The sequence below is a fragment of the Acinetobacter entericus genome (genome assembly GCF_026168575.1).
GTDB lineage: Bacteria > Pseudomonadota > Gammaproteobacteria > Pseudomonadales > Moraxellaceae > Acinetobacter > Acinetobacter bouvetii.
In genome coordinates, this window is the sequence record NZ_JAPEQW010000013.1 from 1 (window position 1) to 17,494 (window position 17,494).

Annotated in this window: 18 protein-coding genes; 9 read left to right on the forward strand and 9 right to left on the reverse strand. The window is 45.1% G+C overall.

Annotated elements, in window-relative coordinates:
* Positions 1–344 precede the first annotated feature (344 nt).
* Both OKC24_RS11155 and trhP read right to left on the reverse strand, forming a co-directional pair.
* Entirely contained in the window at positions 345–599 is a 255-nt protein-coding gene (locus OKC24_RS11155; RefSeq protein ID WP_131276403.1) for a YfhL family 4Fe-4S dicluster ferredoxin, read from the reverse strand.
* Positions 600–607: 8 nt separating this feature from the next.
* A complete protein-coding gene (trhP, locus tag OKC24_RS11160) occupies positions 608–2,002 on the reverse strand; it encodes a prephenate-dependent tRNA uridine(34) hydroxylase TrhP (protein WP_131276402.1) in 1,395 nt (464 codons plus the stop codon).
* A gap of 163 nt (positions 2,003–2,165) precedes the next feature.
* On the opposite strand from trhP, the gene OKC24_RS11165 reads away from it, so the two are divergent.
* The 4 genes from OKC24_RS11165 (at position 2,166) to arsH (ending at position 4,845) form a co-directional block, all read left to right on the forward strand.
* Complete coding sequence (locus tag OKC24_RS11165) at positions 2,166–2,480, forward strand: ArsR/SmtB family transcription factor (protein ID WP_130145105.1); 315 nt, start codon at positions 2,166–2,168, stop codon at positions 2,478–2,480.
* Positions 2,481–2,505: 25 nt separating this feature from the next.
* Positions 2,506–2,979, forward strand: a complete 474-nt coding sequence (locus tag OKC24_RS11170) for an arsenate reductase ArsC (RefSeq protein ID WP_130145107.1) — start codon at positions 2,506–2,508, stop codon at positions 2,977–2,979.
* Positions 2,980–2,990: 11 nt separating this feature from the next.
* Positions 2,991–4,022: an ACR3 family arsenite efflux transporter gene (gene arsB / locus OKC24_RS11175; RefSeq protein WP_130145109.1), complete on the forward strand. Its 1,032-nt coding sequence runs from the start codon at positions 2,991–2,993 to the stop codon at positions 4,020–4,022.
* Positions 4,023–4,140: 118 nt separating this feature from the next.
* Entirely contained in the window at positions 4,141–4,845 is a 705-nt protein-coding gene (arsH, locus tag OKC24_RS11180) for an arsenical resistance protein ArsH (protein WP_130145111.1), read from the forward strand.
* A 46-nt stretch (positions 4,846–4,891) separates the two neighbouring features.
* On the opposite strand, the gene cadR is transcribed toward arsH, so the two are convergent.
* Positions 4,892–5,311, reverse strand: a complete 420-nt coding sequence (cadR, locus tag OKC24_RS11185; RefSeq protein ID WP_130145113.1) for a Cd(II)/Pb(II)-responsive transcriptional regulator — start codon at positions 5,309–5,311, stop codon at positions 4,892–4,894.
* Positions 5,312–5,376: 65 nt separating this feature from the next.
* Between cadR and OKC24_RS11190 the strand changes: the two genes are divergently transcribed.
* Positions 5,377–6,012: a cation efflux transmembrane domain-containing protein gene (locus OKC24_RS11190; protein ID WP_130145115.1), complete on the forward strand. Its 636-nt coding sequence runs from the start codon at positions 5,377–5,379 to the stop codon at positions 6,010–6,012.
* 147 nt (positions 6,013–6,159) lie between these two features.
* Here the strand turns inward: OKC24_RS11190 and OKC24_RS11195 are convergent, their stop codons facing one another.
* Positions 6,160–7,017: a hypothetical protein gene (locus OKC24_RS11195; protein WP_130145117.1), complete on the reverse strand. Its 858-nt coding sequence runs from the start codon at positions 7,015–7,017 to the stop codon at positions 6,160–6,162.
* Positions 7,018–7,278: 261 nt separating this feature from the next.
* Here OKC24_RS11195 and OKC24_RS11200 point away from each other — a divergent pair, with 261 nt between their 5' ends.
* The gene (locus OKC24_RS11200) at positions 7,279–7,839 is read left to right on the forward strand and encodes a TetR/AcrR family transcriptional regulator (protein WP_005011036.1); all 561 of its coding nucleotides are present in this window, start codon (positions 7,279–7,281) and stop codon (positions 7,837–7,839) included.
* Between the two features lie 387 nt (positions 7,840–8,226).
* On the opposite strand, the gene OKC24_RS11205 is transcribed toward OKC24_RS11200, so the two are convergent.
* Entirely contained in the window at positions 8,227–9,018 is a 792-nt protein-coding gene (locus OKC24_RS11205) for a DUF2071 domain-containing protein (RefSeq protein ID WP_131276401.1), read from the reverse strand.
* Between the two features lie 19 nt (positions 9,019–9,037).
* The gene (locus OKC24_RS11210) at positions 9,038–9,247 is read right to left on the reverse strand and encodes a hypothetical protein (RefSeq protein ID WP_213073344.1); all 210 of its coding nucleotides are present in this window, start codon (positions 9,245–9,247) and stop codon (positions 9,038–9,040) included.
* Positions 9,248–9,289: 42 nt separating this feature from the next.
* Here OKC24_RS11210 and OKC24_RS11215 point away from each other — a divergent pair, with 42 nt between their 5' ends.
* Positions 9,290–9,586, forward strand: a complete 297-nt coding sequence (locus tag OKC24_RS11215; RefSeq protein ID WP_252151900.1) for a hypothetical protein — start codon at positions 9,290–9,292, stop codon at positions 9,584–9,586.
* A gap of 298 nt (positions 9,587–9,884) precedes the next feature.
* Here OKC24_RS11215 and OKC24_RS11220 read toward each other — a convergent pair whose 3' ends face one another.
* On the reverse strand, positions 9,885–12,299 hold the full coding sequence (locus tag OKC24_RS11220) for a membrane-bound PQQ-dependent dehydrogenase, glucose/quinate/shikimate family (protein WP_131276400.1): 2,415 nt from the start codon (positions 12,297–12,299) through the stop codon (positions 9,885–9,887).
* A 336-nt stretch (positions 12,300–12,635) separates the two neighbouring features.
* Positions 12,636–13,415: a ferredoxin--NADP reductase gene (locus OKC24_RS11225; protein WP_005011025.1), complete on the reverse strand. Its 780-nt coding sequence runs from the start codon at positions 13,413–13,415 to the stop codon at positions 12,636–12,638.
* Positions 13,416–13,520: 105 nt separating this feature from the next.
* Here OKC24_RS11225 and tsaA point away from each other — a divergent pair, with 105 nt between their 5' ends.
* Entirely contained in the window at positions 13,521–14,243 is a 723-nt protein-coding gene (tsaA, locus tag OKC24_RS11230; protein ID WP_131276420.1) for a tRNA (N6-threonylcarbamoyladenosine(37)-N6)-methyltransferase TrmO, read from the forward strand.
* 6 nt (positions 14,244–14,249) lie between these two features.
* Here the strand turns inward: tsaA and OKC24_RS11235 are convergent, their stop codons facing one another.
* On the reverse strand, positions 14,250–15,488 hold the full coding sequence (locus tag OKC24_RS11235) for an MgtC/SapB family protein (RefSeq protein ID WP_130145127.1): 1,239 nt from the start codon (positions 15,486–15,488) through the stop codon (positions 14,250–14,252).
* 248 nt (positions 15,489–15,736) lie between these two features.
* On the opposite strand from OKC24_RS11235, the gene tfpB reads away from it, so the two are divergent.
* Positions 15,737–17,494, forward strand: coding sequence for a type IV pilus assembly ATPase TfpB (gene tfpB / locus OKC24_RS11240; protein ID WP_130145129.1), 1,758 nt, complete (start codon positions 15,737–15,739; stop codon positions 17,492–17,494).

Genomic DNA, 17,494 nt, shown 5'->3' on the forward strand with positions numbered 1-17,494 from the left:
AACGGGTGAAGGCGCGAAAGCATCATTGTCCGCTTTTGATTACATCATCCGCTCTGGAATGTAAGATTGTACAGTGAATATGATATTGCGCTCAGATGCCCGCATTTGAGCGCAATCAGTAAAATATCAATGTAAATGCGCTTTAGATTTCACCTCTTGGGAACTTTGGATGCTAACACCAAAGTTCCTTTTTTTATGTCCAATAGAAAAGAACAAGCCAAAGTATCCCCAGTTACTTTGGCTTGTTCTCAACACAGTGTGTTAGGTGTTGTTTTCATTGTACATATTATTATTGTTGGGAACTTTCTAACCGCTTTGTTCCTCTTATCCTGCCTTCCCCAAGGTTATTTGCTAAATAAATTTAAACCCTCAAATTTTTTCATTAACTGTTCCTGCGTTTCCACATGTTCAGGATTCACAATAATGCATTCAATCGGGCAGACTGAAACACAGGTTTGGTGGTCATAAAAACCCACACATTCTGTGCAGCGCTCTGAATCTATTTCATAGACTTTTTCACCTTCATAAATGGCCTCATTCGGGCATTCAGGCAAGCACATGTCGCAGTTAATGCACTTGTCGGTAATCAGCAATGCCATACAAGCCTTTAAGCCTGATAAGCCAAAGACGATGCAGAAATATCTGCAGCCGAATTAGGCAAATTGCGGATCAGCAGGGCATAAGCCATATCAACATCCGCCGGAACAGGAATATCGACAATATGGCCAGAGCCTTTAGCATCTTCTATCAGATTGCCTTTTTTGTCTTTCATTTCTGTTAATGTAAAAGTGATATTGCCTGAAGTGGTCATGAGTTCCAGCGAGTCGCCAACAATGAATCGGTTTTTCACTTCAATTTTGAGGTAACCGCCATTGCGCTCTAAAACTTCACCGACAAACTGCTGATGGTCAAAGCGCGAAGAGCCGGTTTCATAATTTTGGTATTCACTGTGCACATGGCGGCGTAAAAAGCCTTCGGTATAGCCGCGGTTGGCCAAGCCTTCCAGCTGCGACATTAACGCAGGATCAAAAGGCTTGCCTTCTAAAGCATCATCAATGGCTTTGCGGTAAATTTGCGCTGTGCGGGCGCAGTAAAAATAAGATTTGGTGCGGCCTTCAATCTTCAGCGAATGAATGCCCATTTGAGTCAAACGGCCCACGTGCTGCACGGCACGCAGATCTTTTGAATTCATGAAGTAAGTGCCATGCTCATCCTCTTCGGCTGCAAACATGTCTTCTTCATTGCGTTGTAATAAAACCGGCTCGCCAAATTGGTGTTGTTGTATGGCGTGCTGCTCGTCGGCATCTTTGTTTTGACAGCATGATGATTCTTCAATTTGTGTTACTGGTATAACATCGCCAGTTTCATCTTCAGCTGCCTCGTGAATTTTATAGTCCCAGCGGCACGCATTGGTGCAAGCGCCTTGATTGGCATCACGTTTGTTCATATAGCCGGAAAGTAAGCAGCGGCCGGAATAAGCCATGCATAACGCGCCATGTACGAAAACTTCAATTTCCATATCTGGCACGTTATGTTTAATTTCCTCAATTTCTTCCATAGACAGCTCACGCGACAAAATCACGCGGGTCAGGCCCATGTTTTTCCAAAATTTTACAGTCGCCCAATTGACCGCATTGGCCTGTACAGACAAATGCACAGGCACATCCGGAAAGTGTTCACGCACCATCATGATTAAGCCTGGATCGGACATAATCAGCGCATCAGGCTGCATGGCCACCACAGGTTCTAAATCCCGGATGAAGTTTTTCAGCTTAGAATTATGCGGCTGAATGTTCACCACCACATAAAACTTTTTGCCCAGTGCATGCGCCTCGGAAATCCCGATTTGCAGATTGTCATGATCAAAAGCATTGTTGCGCACACGCAGGCTGTAACGCGGCTGACCTGCATATACGGCGTCTGCGCCATAAGCAAATGCGTAGCGCATATTCTTCAGCGAACCGGCAGGAGAGAGGAGTTCAGTCACGTGTGAAATGGTCATGTCATTAAAGGCATAAAAAATTTATGGCTTTATTTTAGGGATAAAAAAAAAGGATTCAACCCAGTAAAAAGCTCGGGATTGCTGCTAAAAAGATTGGCTTAGACTTTCAAATGAAACAATTTCTGTATTAGTATATATGGAAATACAGATATGCATATATACTATGAATCAAGACGAATTTTTTAAATGCTTAGCTGACCGTACACGGCTGGATATTGTGATGATGATCGTGCAGGAAGGCGAGCGCTGTGTCTGTGATTTAACTGCCGGACTGGGCATGAGCCAGCCAAAAATTTCCCGTCATTTGGCGCTGCTGCGCAAGGGGGGGATTTTGCAAGATCGGCGCCAAGGGCAATGGGTATATTACCGCCTGCATGACAGTTTGCCGGGCTGGTGCCATGACGTTTTGCAGGCTTCGGCAGGAGCGCATTCTGGCTTTCAACAGAAAGCATGCGCAGATAGCGGCTGTTGCGATTAATTTTTTTCAGGTTATTGTAAATATTATGAAATTTTTATTTTTATGTACAGGAAACAGCTGCCGAAGCATTTTATCGGAAGCCTTATTCAATGCGCGCGCGCCTGAAGGTTTCAGTGCCTGCAGCGCGGGCAGCCAGCCATCAGGGCAGGTGCATCCCTTAACCATTAAAACTTTGCAAAGTTTAGGACTTTCGACTGGCCGTTTTAGCAGCAAAAGCATGCAGGATTGTGAAGCGTTTCAGCCGGAAATTGTCATTACAGTTTGCAGTTCGGCGGCGCAGGAGCCATGCCCGCTGTATTTGGGCAAAGCGTTGAAAGCGCATTGGGGGCTGGAAGATCCCTCGCATTTAGACCTGCCTGAAACTGAAAAATTGGCGGCCTTTCAGGCCACGGCAGACCATATTAACCGCCGTCTGGATGCATTTTTTATGCTGGATTTTGCCCATTTAACGAAACAAGAATTAAACAAAGAAATTGAAAAAATTGCTGAAATTACATAATTGAGTCTGACATGACTGCTAAAAAACTATCATTTTTAGACCGTAATTTAACACTTTGGATTTTTATCGCCATGGCGTTTGGCATTGTGGTAGGAGCAGTGTTTCCGCAAGTGCCAGAACATTTGAATCAATTCAGCCTCGGATCTGTCAATCTGCCGATTGCCATCGGCTTAATTTTAATGCTGTACCCTCCCTTGGCTAAAGTCGATTATCACGCTTTGCCTGCGGTATTTCAGGATAAGCGTACGCTGATTTTATCTTTGGTTCAGAATTGGCTCATTGCCCCATGCCTGATGTTTATCCTTGCTGTCGTGTTTCTGCAGAATTATCCAGAGTATATGACAGGTCTGATTTTAATCGGTTTGGCGCGCTGTATTGCAATGGTTTTAGTCTGGAATGATCTGGCTGGCGGCGATAATCAATATGCTGCGGCGTTAGTTGCGTTTAACAGCATTTTTCAAATTCTGTTTTTCAGCACTTATGCATGGCTGTTTTTGACGGTTTTGCCGCCATACCTGGGCGTGGCAGCTCAAGTTGTTGATGTCAGTTACTGGACGGTTACCCAGGCAATGCTGGTGTATTTGGGCATTCCATTTTTAATGGGTTTCTTGACGCGGAACATTTTAGTCAGACGCAAGGGGCTGGATTGGTATCAGCAAAAGTTTATTCCAAAGATCAGTCCTGTAAGCCTGCTGGCATTGCTGTTTACCATTGTAGCCATGTTCAGTTTAAAAGGCGGGGAAGTGCTGAGCCTGCCCATGGATGTGTTCAGAATTGCAATTCCATTGAGCATTTATTTTGTGCTGATGTTCTTTCTGAGCTTTTATATGAGCAAATGGGTTGGCAATGATTATGCGAAAACGGCCGCCGTTTCTTTTACAGCAGCAGGCAATAATTTTGAGCTGGCTTTGGCAGTCGCAATAGCCGCCTTTGGCTTGGCGTCACCTGTTGCTTTTACCACAGTTATTGGGCCCTTGGTTGAAGTGCCTGTGCTGATCGCTTTGGTCAGTGTGTCCCTGTGGCTGCGCAAAAAAGTTTTTTAGCGGCGCGGCCATCACCAATGGATTAGTTTTCACTGTCTCAGCCATATTCCATACACTCATTGGTCATCAGTATGCGGGATATATGGGCGGGCTAAATGCGCTGAATAAAGAGTTAAATATGAGTTTGCCGAATATTGATTTAGAACTGCTTGAAACACCTGAATTTGAACAGGTACAGGCCAAAGCCTTGGCGCATGCGCCGCGCATTTTGCTGCTGTACGGTTCAAACCGTGAGCGCTCTTTCAGCCGTCTGGCGGTGCTGGAAGCCGGGCGTATTTTGCAGCAGTTTGGCGCAGAGGTGAAAATCTTTCATCCTAAAGGCCTGCCGCTGCCGGAAGATGCGGAAGCTTCACATCCGAAAGTGCTGGAGCTGCATGAGCTTTTGGCATGGGCGGAAGGCATGGTGTGGTGTTCGCCAGAGCGCCACGGCGCGATGAGCTCTATCTTGAAAGCGCAGATTGACTGGATACCGCTGGCAGCAGGAGCTATCCGCGCCACACAAGGCAAGACTTTGGCTTTAATGCAGGTCTGCGGCGGTTCACAGTCATTTAATACCTTGAATCAAATGCGTGTGCTGGGGCGCTGGATGCGCATGATTGCCATCCCGAATCAGTCATCTGTGCCCAAAGCCTTTCTGGAATTTGATGAAAATGACCGCATGAAACCGTCCAGCTATTATGACCGGATTGTGGATGTGATGGAGGAACTGTACAAGTTCACGCTGTTGACGCGAGGGCAGGCAGGCTATTTAACCGACCGCTATTCAGAGCGTAAGGAATCCGCTGAAGCGCTGTCGAAACGGGTCAATCAGCACGCGATCTAAAGCATTCGGCCTTGTTATGCATCAGCCATTGGTCAAGTTCGCTTATTTAATTGAAAGACTCGAGCTGCTTTAAAATTTGGCAGTCATCAACTGTGCTTTGAGACGTGCAGGATTGGCGCAGCTGCAGCAGCTGTGCTTCAAATTTATGCAGTTCCGCAATGCGGTTCCGCACATGCTGTAAATGCTCATCGATTAAATCATTGACGGCGCGGCAGTCCTGTTCAGGATTCTGCTCCAGTTCAATCAGCCGTTGAATTTCTTTTAAGGTCATATCCAATGCGCGGCAGCGCTGAATAAAAACCAATCTGCGCAAAGCATCGTCATTATAGTAGCGGTAATTATTTGCGCCCCGAAAGCTTGGCTGTATCAGCTGCTTTTTTTCATAAAAGCGGATGGTATCGGCACTTAGCCCGGTTTTTTGCACTAAATCTTTAATTAAATATCCAGCAGCGCTATTTGGGTTCATAGGGCTTGACCTTGGAGTTAGTCCATAGTTTTGAATAAGCATAATACGAATAGAGGGATTTTTAAATGGCTTGTACCTGCAGTCATGCGCCGGCGCCGCAAAAACCGGACAGCAAATTCAGAACCGCATTGTGGATTGCATTATTCATTAATATTGCCATGTTTTTCGTTGAACTGATTGGCGGCGCTTATGCGCATTCTTCATCCTTATGGGCAGATTCACTGGATTTTTTGGGTGATGCGGCCAATTATGCCGTTTCTTTGGCCGTGTTTGGCGCCAGCCTGTATTGGCGGGCAACGGTTGCATTAGCGAAGGGGCTGGTCATGGCAGCGTTTGGCTTAATTGTCATGGCTAAAGTCGTTTATGCCGCCATCCAAGGCCTTCCGCCTGAAGCAATGACCATGGGCGCAATCGGCGTGCTTGCGCTGACTGCAAATGTCACATCTGCGGCAATTTTATATGCTTTCCGCGATGGCGATTCCAATATGAAATCGGTGTGGCTCTGCAGCCGTAATGATGCCATTGGTAATGCGGCGGTGATTTTGGCCGCCATTGGGGTATTTGGCACAGGCAGCCTGCTGCCGGATATTATTGTCGCTGTAATTATGGCTGTGCTGGGGTTAACGGGCGGTTATCAAGTGATCCTCAATGCATTGCAGGAGCGCAGAAATAACCCTTTGGAAAAACAGGCGCTTGAATGAAAATTTGTGATCCCATTACGACATTCACAATGATTTGTTTTGAGTGTTCGCATGAATACAGCTGATTTGTCGGCAAAATCAGCGCAGCGCCTTTCGCTTGTGTTAAAGCAGACTTGCAGCTAGGCGTATTGCTGGCTGCAGCCGGGATTAGAGTGTTTCAAGTGAGGCTGCATGCGGCTGCATTTTGCTCCAAAAATGATTCCAAAGTTCTAAATATTCAGACTGCAGTTGCATGAAATGCAGTTCATTTTCTTGAGAATAGCACTGCGTCAGCAGGGCCCAAATATCATCTTCATGATTGTCATCGTTGGCGAGCTCTGCGCTGCCTTGTTCAGCAATGCCGTGGCAGGCATAGTAGCCTTCAGTAAAAAGGCGGTCATACACAGACATATTATTTCGCAATGCTTCACTGAATTTTATCACCTGAAGCTCTGTGCAGGCCAAAATCAGCAATAAATCGGCATATGAGTTGATATGTTTTTGAATAAACTGCGCGAGTGCAAATGCTTCAGGTTCTGTTTGCTGATGGTTTGCTGGGTCTAAGTTCAGCTGCTGCAGCAAGGTTAAAAAATAAACTAAATGCGATTTGGCCGCCGAACTTTTTTCCAGCTGGCGGGTATTGAACCCCAGCTCATCCATCAGGTTCAGTGACAGTAAGTAACGGGCATAAATTTTGGATGCAATGCGTTTTCCGGCGTCAATATTCGGGCATTTTTCTAAACTGCATGCCTGATAAATGGCCATGCTCAGCGCATCCGTAAAATTTTTAACAATTGCAGTAAAATAGTTGAGATGTATAAATTTAAGCTGTTCTAGGCTGAGCTGGCATTGATGAAGTTTCTGCAGCATAGGGTGCTGGAATAAAGCATGGTCAGCGATAGACTGCTTTAATGCATTGACTGCCTGCGTATTGGTTTTCCATAACTCAGCATTTAAGGAATTCTGAATAAAATGCAGAAGTTCTGTGCGGGTCTGTTCAGATTGAGTAAAGGAGAATGTATTCATATACGGCATTAAATTTTAATTTTCATCTTTTTTTATCATAGTAAAATTTTTTGCATTCTGCCAGTTTTTTGTGTAATTTAATTACTTATATTTCAATGTCTTGCTTTTTTGCATACACAGTATTTTTTATAAAAAAACAGTATTGCTCTAAATTTAAGATATAATTCATATAATATTTCGATGCACTTTTTATTCATGTGCTGTTCTTACATCCCAATGGCTTAATTTTAATTTTAAAGTTTTGTACATCAGGTAAAATAAATGTCAAAAAAACAAGACATCATTAACACGGCGCTGAATCTGTTCAACTCCCATAGTTATAATTCTATTGGCATAGACCGGATCATCAGCGAATCTGGCGTTGCTAAAATGACGTTTTATAAATATTTTCCATCTAAGGCAAAATTAATTGAAGAATGTCTGGTGACCAGAAATCAGAATTTGCAGCAGTCTTTAGATGCTGCAATCGCTCAATGTGATTCGCATGACTACCTGTCTCATATTAGAACCATATTTGTGTGGTATGACGCTTGGTTTCGCGCCGCCGATTTTAACGGATGCATGTTCCAGAAAGCGGTAGAAGAAATTTCAAAAATTTATCCATCTTCATTGCAGCCGGCCATTGATTATAAGGAATGGCTGAAAGCGCAGCTGAGCAATGCATTGCAGCATTTAGGCATTCGGCAGCCGGAACAGCTGGCCACTTTCTTATCCAGTATTTTGGATGGAATGACCATACAGGCGCAAATTGATTCCGCGCAAGTTCATCTAGACGACTATTGGAAACGGGTGGAAACCCTGATTCAGCTGGAATTAGCTTAAGCATAATGACGCTTAAGTCCATAAAGCTCGGCTGCGCTGCGGCTATCTTGAGATTTTTGCTATAGCTGGACAGTACTGAAAATAAAAAAGCGTGATTAACTGGGTTAATCACGCTCTGCTGATAAATAGTTTTATGTTCCAGTGTGTTCACCATTGTAGCAACAATGAACACACTGGGGATGAGAAGCTTAAAGCATCTTCTTGTATTTATTTTGTACCCTCTGAATGTTTAATTCATTCGGTTTTTTAGCAGCAAAATAGACAGACTTGTCTGTTTTGCTAAATTATAAGGGTTCTGATTTAAAAAACAACAAAAGCTTATCTATTTTTGTTCATTTTTTTTACAATTGTGCTGAAAATTTACAAAATATGCCTTTTTTTGCTTATTCATTTGCTGATTAGTGCTGGAGGCAGATAAATTGTAAATTCATTGACCGGTTCTATAAGCACGCTATAAGGCTTTAATTGCTCTTCAAATGAAACTAGATTCAGTTTCGCCAATAGTTCAAAACGCGCATGCAGCAGTTTTGCCGGTTTAGGCTGCAGCCGGTCATGCCAGACCCGGTAAGTGCCTAATTTTCCATCTCTGCGGTGATAAAAACCTGCTAAAGGATGAGTTAAAAAAACTTGATAGCTTTCTAAGTCTGGAAAGCCTTCAAAATTCCACGGATCATTTGCAGATTGGCTGAGGCTTAATTTAGCTGCGGCCCAAGCCGACCGGGTCTGCATTTTATATTGGCTGTAGAAGCCTAAAGCATCCTGATGACAGTCAAAAGTGAACTCGGCTGCATGCCAGGGCAATTGCCATACATAGCGGGGCACGATCAGCGTCCAGGAATCCAGCGTGGTGCCAATAAACCAGACGCAGCGCTCCAGTGTTTCCTGATCAATCACATAAACACGGTAATTGGTTTGCCCCATTCGGAATTTGGGAAAAGGATAAACCGCAGAGGTAAAATCCACATCGATAAAAGGAACAACCGACATTAACGCCTGTTCTCTGCCCTGATAATGAATGGTATCCAGCTTAAAGCGTTCAGGAATGATATGGGTAAAGCGCTCAGGGTCTAAGGCATAGGTGACTAAGGCAAAATGCTGCAGCTTGCATTGCACATCAAGCCCTTTGGGCTGCGGGCGCGGGTGTAAAAAGTCTTTAAACTTGAGTTCTGGAAACGTCATAACGTGCTGTTTTTTAAATTTATCGTTGTAAATGAAGTTTAGGCAAAATAAAAATCAGAGTAAATATAAGTTTATAAGCTATTTTTGGAGTTTTTTTATGGCTTTTAGGCTGGCCGGGAATTAGACGCTCATGTAGTGCTGATGTTACTGCAGAACGGAAAGATGCATTGAATGCGGTATTCTCCAAAAGAACCGTGCGCTTTTTTAAAGGACTATCTTTTAATGCCATTTACTGCTTAATATGTCAGCAAGCTGATAATTCATTTAAAAAATGCAAAAAATAACTCTTTTCAAAATAGGCCTATTGGCACTGATATTTGTCAGTGCTCAGCATGCGCTGGCTGCGGTATCTGCAGAAACCGCTTTTACCCAGATGGAAAGTCAGAACCGTCTCAAATTGATTGGTAAATGGCACTGCCGTTCTGAGATTGCCGAGTATCAAATTAAAACCAATACGCGGGATGAGTACCGTGCAGATGGCACCTATCGTTCTGAAAGTGTCACACAAATACGGCAGGGTGAACGTGAAAGGCAATCTTCCATTCACGTGGAGGCGGCTGGTCTTTAAAGGGCAATACAATCCGGCTGAGCCAAATCCAGCTGAAGGCTGTGCACTCTGATGATCCAGCCTATGCTGCCCGCCTGAAGGAAGTTTTCCAGAAATTTGATTGGGCTGATAATCAGATGTTGAGCTTATCCGGCAGTTCATTGACATTTTTACCGGTTGCCCCAATGCCTTCAGGGATGCCCATTCACTGCCAAAAAACCATGAAGGATGATCCTGTTTTAATGCTTAATCAATAAAAAAACCGGAGCCTGAGCTCCGGTTTTTTATTTCGGTCTGAAAGCAATTCTAAAAATTGAGCTTACTTTTGATCGGGCAAGGCATAAGCAATAATGTAGTCACCGACATCTTTAGAGTGGCTGGCGCCGCCTGCAGAAATGACTACATATTGTTTGCCGGTTTTCGGTGATTTATAAATCAGCGGTGCTGCAACGGCGCCTACAGGAAGTTCCGCTTTCCAGACTTCTTTACCTGTTTTAGAGTCCAGTGCACGCAAGTAGTAATCTTGAGTGCCGGCAAAGAACACCAAACCGGAAGCCGTTGTTGTTGGGCCGCCTAAAGTCGGCATGCCTAAAGGCATTGGCATGTGTGTTTTTACACCCAATGGACCTAATTCTTTGGCTGTCCCCATTGGCACTTCCCAGATGACTTTTTTGGTTTTCAAGTCAATCGCAGTCATGGTGCCAAAGGGCGGTTTGTTGCATGGAACGCCTAATTTAGACTGCATGATATCAATTTTGATACCTGCATAAGCGCCTGCATATTGCGGACGAATGGTGCCCATGAATCCAGGCACTTCATCAGTCGAAATTTTGTATTTAGCCGCGTCTTCTTTACGCACTAAAGACATCCGAAGCGGCATACGCATATCGTTGACATACATGATGCCGGTCGATTCATCAATCGACATACCGCCCCAGTTCATGCCGCCCAGCAAGCTTGGCCATTCAATATAGGGTTTTTCACCCGGCGCTGTATACATGCCTTTGTAGACCGAGTCTTTGAAGTCAATACGGCAAGCCAATTGGTCAAAGGTAGAAATGCCCCACATATCCTGTTCAGTCAGTGTGGTGTTGCCAATTTGCGGCATGCCGACAGAGAATGGCTGAGTCGGAGAGAGTTTTTCGCCTTCTGCACCATGGGTATCGACAGGGCGTTCTTCAACTTTCGTAATAGGTTTGCCGGTACGGCGGTCCAGAACAAAGATCATGCCCATTTTAGTGGTTTGAATTAATGCAGGAACTTTTTGGCCTTGGTCATTGGTGACATCATAAAGCACAGGCTGTGACGGAATGTCATAATCCCAGACATCATGGTGAACCATTTGATAAGACCAAACCGTTTTACCTGTAGACGCATTGACTGCGACAACTGAGGAACCAAATTTTTCATTGGCTGCACTGCGGTCACCGCCCCAATAATCGGGAGGGCCATTACCTGTAGGCAAGTAAACCAGGTTTAAATCTTTGTCATATGTCGGAATTGTCCACATATTGGGGGTTTCTTTGCTGAAGCCTTTGCCGTCTTTCGGTTCACCGGTCAGTTCAGGATTGCCCACATCCCAAGCCCAAGCCAGTTTGCCTGTACGCACGTTATAAGCGCGGACCACACCAGACGGTTCACCATGCACAATATCACGGACCCAGCCGCCAAGAATGGCAACATGGCCTGCAATAAGCGGTGTAGAGGTTGGGTGGTAACGCTTACTTTGTTCAGTAGGCCCCATGTCATGCAAGACATCGACTTGGCCATTGACACCAAACTCAGGGCACAATGCGCCCGTTTTAGCGTTTAAGGCAATTAAGCGGCCATCGACAGTAGACGTTAAAATACGTTGTGGACACGCTGTTAACGCTGGAGATGCTAAATTTGCAACAGTTAAAGATTGATCTTTGGCCGCGTCATAATAACCGACACCGCGGCAGGTAATGTGTTCAGCAGTTTTTGCTTTAGGATCATATTTCCAAAGCACCTTGCCGCTGTCACCGTCAATTGCAGAAATAATATTGGTGGGTGTGCACGAATATAACGTGCTGCCGATTTGAATCGGGGTATTTTCATCAACCCCAGCTTTGGTATCGCGGCCAGTGTGATACGTCCAAGCCACTTTTAAATCTTTAACATTTTCGGGGGTAATGTTACTATAGGGCGCAAAACGTGTGCCGTTGCCGTTACGGCCAAAGTATTCCCAGTTATCTGAATTTTCAGCATTGGGTTTTGCTAATGCAGGGTCTTGAACAATATCAATCGGGTTTAAAATTTTACCGTGCGGGAAGAACATGGCAATTAAAGCCATTAAACAGGCAGCAAAACCTGCAAAGCCAACAGCATTGGCGATTTTTACTTTGCCTATTTCTAAAGCGGGAAGGCTGAGGCTGGCCCAAAGGCTAAGCACAAACAAAATAGTTGGAACGACTAAACGCGGGATGTATTGCCAAAAATCGAGTGCCTGAACTTCGGCAATAGACCAAAGAACAGTGGCGATCAATGTGACAATAGAAAGCTGCAAGCCAGCCGTTCTTTTCATTGCATATAAAACAGCAACCGCAAAATACGTGATGCCGGCAATGAGATAATAGCTTGTACCGCCAAGGCTAAGTAATTTAGAGCCTTGAATAATAAGAAATAACGCAATGAGTACAGTCAAAACGATAAAAAAATACCGATAGACTTTAGCTCCAGTGCGCTCTGGAGAGGAGGGTGTTTCTGTGCTCATACCATGCCTATTAAATTAATGGCTTGGTTGCATAGGCAAGAAAAGTAAACTGAGAAAGGTAAATGCTTGGTCAATTCACATCGGATAGATGTCTATGTAACAAAGTCAGTGATTGATTCACTCTTGGGTAAAGAATTCATCAATGATGATGGGGATTTGTGAAAATATTATAACACTTAGTAAAAAAAAGAGAAAAGGCTGTTTAATATTTAAGCTTTTTATGAGTTTCATTATTCAATATTCTTAATTTGATAATTCAAACTTAAAAAAGAGAAATAACGTTTGCGCAATAAAAAACCGAGCTGTCTCAGCTCGGTTTTAAAGATTCAGGAGATCTTATTTTTCTACGAATGCGCGTTCAATCACGTAGTCGCCAAGAACACCCATTTTAGGCGATTCTTTCAAGCCATGCTGGTCGAGAAGCGCTGCAACATCGTCAAGGAAAGCTGGACTGCCGCAAAGCATTGCGCGGTCTGTTTCTGGGTTAAAGCGCGGCAGGCCAATTTTTTCGAATAATTGACCTGACTCAATGGCAGTTGTGACACGGCCTTGTGTATGGAAATCTTCACGTGTCACTGTCGGGTAGTATACTAACTTTTCTTTAGCGCCTAGCTCACCGAAAAACTCATGATTTGGAATTTCATTTTCAATCAAATCTTGATACGCCAATTCAGAAACAAAACGTGTACCGTGAACAACGATGATTTTTTCAAAGCGTTCGTAAGTTTCAGGATCGCGAATGGTTGACAAGAATGGCGCAAGGCCAGTGCCTGAAGAAAGCAGGTACAGGTTTTTGCCTGGGTTCAAGTCATCAAGAACCAAAGTGCCTGTCGGTTTTTTGGACACTAAAATATCATCGCCCACTTTTACTTTTTGCAAAATAGACGTTAAAGGGCCATCTGGCACTTTAATAGAGAAAAACTCTAACTCTTCTTCGTAGTTTGCGCTGGCAATCGAATATGCGCGCATTAAAGGCTTGCCATTCACTTCAAGACCAATCATCACAAATTGACCATTTTTAAAACGCAGCGCAGTATCGCGGGTGGTTTTAAAACTGAATAAAGTGTCATTCCAGTGGTGTACGTGAGTAATCTTTTCGACGTTGAAAGCAGCCATTAAAGGTCTCAATAAATTATCAAATTAGAACAGGTTGCTATTCTAATCTAAAAACATTCTCGATAAACTGAATATATTTAATTGAACTTATCAGAAAAAGTGATTATGACAGGCTTAAATCTGCCAATTATTGGGTATATGAGCTCTCCCTACAAAGAAAAGTTCGGTATTCCGCGCCAGCCCAATTTAGTGCAGGTAGAGTCCTATATTGAAATGCAGGCGCCATATAATGATGAATTGGCATTTGAGGGGATTGATGAATTCAGTCATCTTTGGCTGGTGTGGCAATTTCATGACAATAAAAATCAGAAGGAACAGACTGCATTCCGGCCGCAAGTGCGGCCGCCGCGTTTAGGCGGCAATAAAAAAATCGGCGTATTTGCGACACGCAGCATGTACCGTCCTGCACCGATAGGACTTTCGGTGGTGCAGCTGAAGGAAGTAAAAAAAGTCGGTAAGTCTGTGCGGGTTTATGTCACAGGCAGTGACTTGCTGGATGGAACGCCGATTATTGATATCAAGCCGTATATCCGCTATTCAGATGCAGTGCTGGATGCGCGCAGCGGCTATGCGCAGCAAGAACCGAAGCGTAAGCAGGTGCTTTGGACCAGCGATGCGCAGCAGCAGAAGCTGTATTTAATGCAGCAGTCGCATATCACAGCGCAAATGACTGAAGAATTGGAGCAAGTGCTGTCTCTAGATCCGCGTCCTGCATATCAGGAAGATGCTGACCGGGTGTATAAGCTGCGCTTTGATGCTGTCGATGCGGCATTTAAAGTTGAAGCAGATGTGGTGCATATTACTGGTTTGGCTGTGTGTGCAAAGTAATTACATTTAAACAGTCCACCATAAAAGGGCGATCAGCACGGCCATGTGGAAAAATTGCACAGGCGCGAAAGCCAGAAAGAACTTCCAGCCGCCGGTCAGTAAGGCATTGACTGACTTTGCCGCAGCGTGCGCGCCCAGTCCTAAAAAGAAGGCCCAAAATACAGCTTGATCCGCAGGCGTTCCTTGTATGACGACTGTCGCCATGGCCGCATGAATTTCAAATAAAGAAGCCAGCAGCGTGCCTGCGATTAAGCCTGCATCTCCCAGCCATAGATTCAGCCCGTAAACGCCGGCTTGAATAAGCGTTAAGCTCAGGGCAATGATGCCTGCTTCTTTTAGGCTGAACATGCGGGTATCCGTCTGCATCATTTGCTCTGTCGGCGCCGCTGTACGCAGCAGCCAGTACGCGCAGCAGGCTAAAATTACGGCGGCAATTATGGTTGGAAGAATAATTGTTTTCAGCCACAGCATGCTGACGCCAGCGACAATAATCAGCAGCTGCAGCAAGGTGGCGACGCAGGACATTAGTGCGGCTCCTGCATTGGCTTTGGCGTCTGCACGCCCAGCGCGGACTTCCATGCCTAAGCTGGCAATGGTTGCAGTGCTGGATACAAAGCCAGACGCGACAGCAGACAAAATCATGGCATTTTTAGAGTTCAGCAGGCGTTTAGCAATATGCGCTAAGGACTGCACCGCTAAAATCAGGCTCAGCAGTTTTAAAATGACATAGGGGTTCAGCACCGCTCCCCAAAGCGGCATATTGGGGGTTAAAGGCAGCGCAATTAAAATCAGCGCCAGCAGGAACAAGCCGTCTTTGAATTCAGCTTCAGTGATCCATTTTCCAGCAATGCTGTGCATCGAGTGTTTTGCCATTAAAATAATAGTCAAAAATACCGACAGTCCTGCGGCTAAGGGCGCATTCCATAGGCACATTGCGCCAATAAAATACGTCATAACGAAAGCAAGCTCAGTGGTAATGCCTGGATCTTCCGGCTGATTTTTGAGGGATAACACTACAATGCCGCCAACAATAATTGCACCGGTAATGCCAATCGCAGGGCCTAATAAAAAACACATTGCACCCAGCAGCGCGCAGACAGCAAAAGAACGTAACCCTGCAAAACTGTGCTGATTTTCCCGCTGCTTGCTGCGCTCACGCTCTAAGCCAATCAGCAGTCCGCAGCCCAATGCAGAGGCAAACATGGCAAGCAGTTCCTGAAAATTACCTGTACTGACTGAAAGCATTGAAAAATCCAAGCATTACCCCCTAAATTTAAAAGAGCATACGAGTCTAAAATATAGGCGATGCGTTCAAGAATGATCAAGCAAAAATCAGCTTAAATTAACTAATCCTTAAAAATAATATGGTATTAACAGTATTTATCTGAGATTGGATTATATGGAGTCCAGTGAGCGGCAGATAAGTCCTTTTTATAGTGCAACAGCGCTGTGAAAACTTGCTATAGTTGAGCCATGTTTGGGGACATGAACGAATGACATTTAATTTTGAGATTGACACCTCTTGGTGTTTAGAGCAATTACAAAAAGACGGCCGTATTACAGAACGTGAGAAAATGCTGGTGCAAACCACGCACCGTCAGCGTGATCAGCTGAAATGGCATCCTTTGCAGTGGATTGCCAATTTCAATTTAGCCGATTTGAGCCATCCGCAAAGCAAATTAACGTTGAACCGGCTGTGCCAGTGGCTGTCAGAAAAAGCAGATCTGCCGTTTTATATTATTGATCCTTTAAAAGCTGATGTTCAGGCGCTGACCAGTGTCATGTCGCAAGAATTTGCCATGCGCAATAAGATTTTGGCGGTAGAGCTGCAAAATGAATATGTCTTAATTGCAACCGATCAGCCTTATAAATCTGAATGGGTGGGCAATTTAGAGCGGACAGTGCTTCCAAGAAAGATTAAGCGTGTGCTGCTCAGCCCAGATCAGCTGCAGCGTTATTTGGTGGAATATTACCAAGTCAGCCGTGCGGTGAATTCATCGCAAAAATCATCGTCTTATGACCGTGAAAATAAAGGGGTTGAGGCGCTGCTGCAGCTGGGAGATTCGCAAAACCCGGATGCCAATGATCAGCATATTGTTAAGCTGGTGGATTGGGTGCTGCAGTTTGCCTTTGAGCAGGGCGCTAGCGATATTCACTTAGAGCCGCGCAAGGATACCGGCAAGGTGCGTTTCCGTATTGACGGCGTGCTGCATACCATTTACAACATGCCTGCGAATACATTGACTGCGGTGATTTCCCGGATCAAGATTTTAGGCCGGATGAATGTTGCGGAAAAGCGCAAGCCGCAGGATGGGCGCTTAAAAACCCGAACGCCGAAAGGGCAGGAAACGGAGCTGCGTTTATCGACACTGCCGACTGCCTTCGGTGAAAAAATGGTCATGCGTATTTTTGATCCAGACGTGCTGGTGCGAAGCTTTCAGCAGCTCGGATTCGAAGGCCGCCTGCAGGAATCGTGGAATCAGCTGACCAGCCACAGTCACGGCATCATTTTAGTGACGGGCCCTACGGGTTCAGGCAAAACCACCACGCTGTATTCATCGCTGAAGCAGCTGGCGACAGAACAAGTCAATGTCTGCACCATTGAAGATCCGATTGAAATGCTGGAGCCGAGCTTTAACCAGATGCAGGTCAATACAGGCATTGACCTTGGTTTTGCTGACGGTGTGCGCGCGCTGATGCGCCAAGATCCGGACATTATTATGGTCGGGGAAATCCGGGATCAGGATACCGCCAATATGGCGATTCAGGCTGCATTGACAGGGCATTTGGTGTTGTCGACGCTGCATACCAATGATGCGCCATCCAGTTTAACCCGCCTGCATGATTTGGGTGTTCAGCCATTTTTAACCGCAGCAACAATCCTTGGAGTATTAGCGCAGCGCTTGGTGCGTCAGTTATGTCCGCACTGCAAGGCAGAAACCTTCATCAATGATCAGGAATGGAAACATTTAACCTTTGATTACAATGTAAAAACGCCTGAATTTGTGTTTAAAGCGGTTGGCTGCGAGGCTTGCCGTCATACCGGCTATAAAGGCCGTGTCGGCATCTATGAGTTCATGCCCTTGAGTTTGGAGGCTAAGCATCTTATTGGCGCCCATGCGGACTTAGCGCAGCTGCGCTTGCAGGCGCGCAAGGAAGGCATTGAGCCGCTGAGAATTGCGGGCGCGCGTAAAGTGGTTGCCGGCATCACCACCTTAGAAGAGGTCTTAAGGGTTGTGCCGCTGAATTAA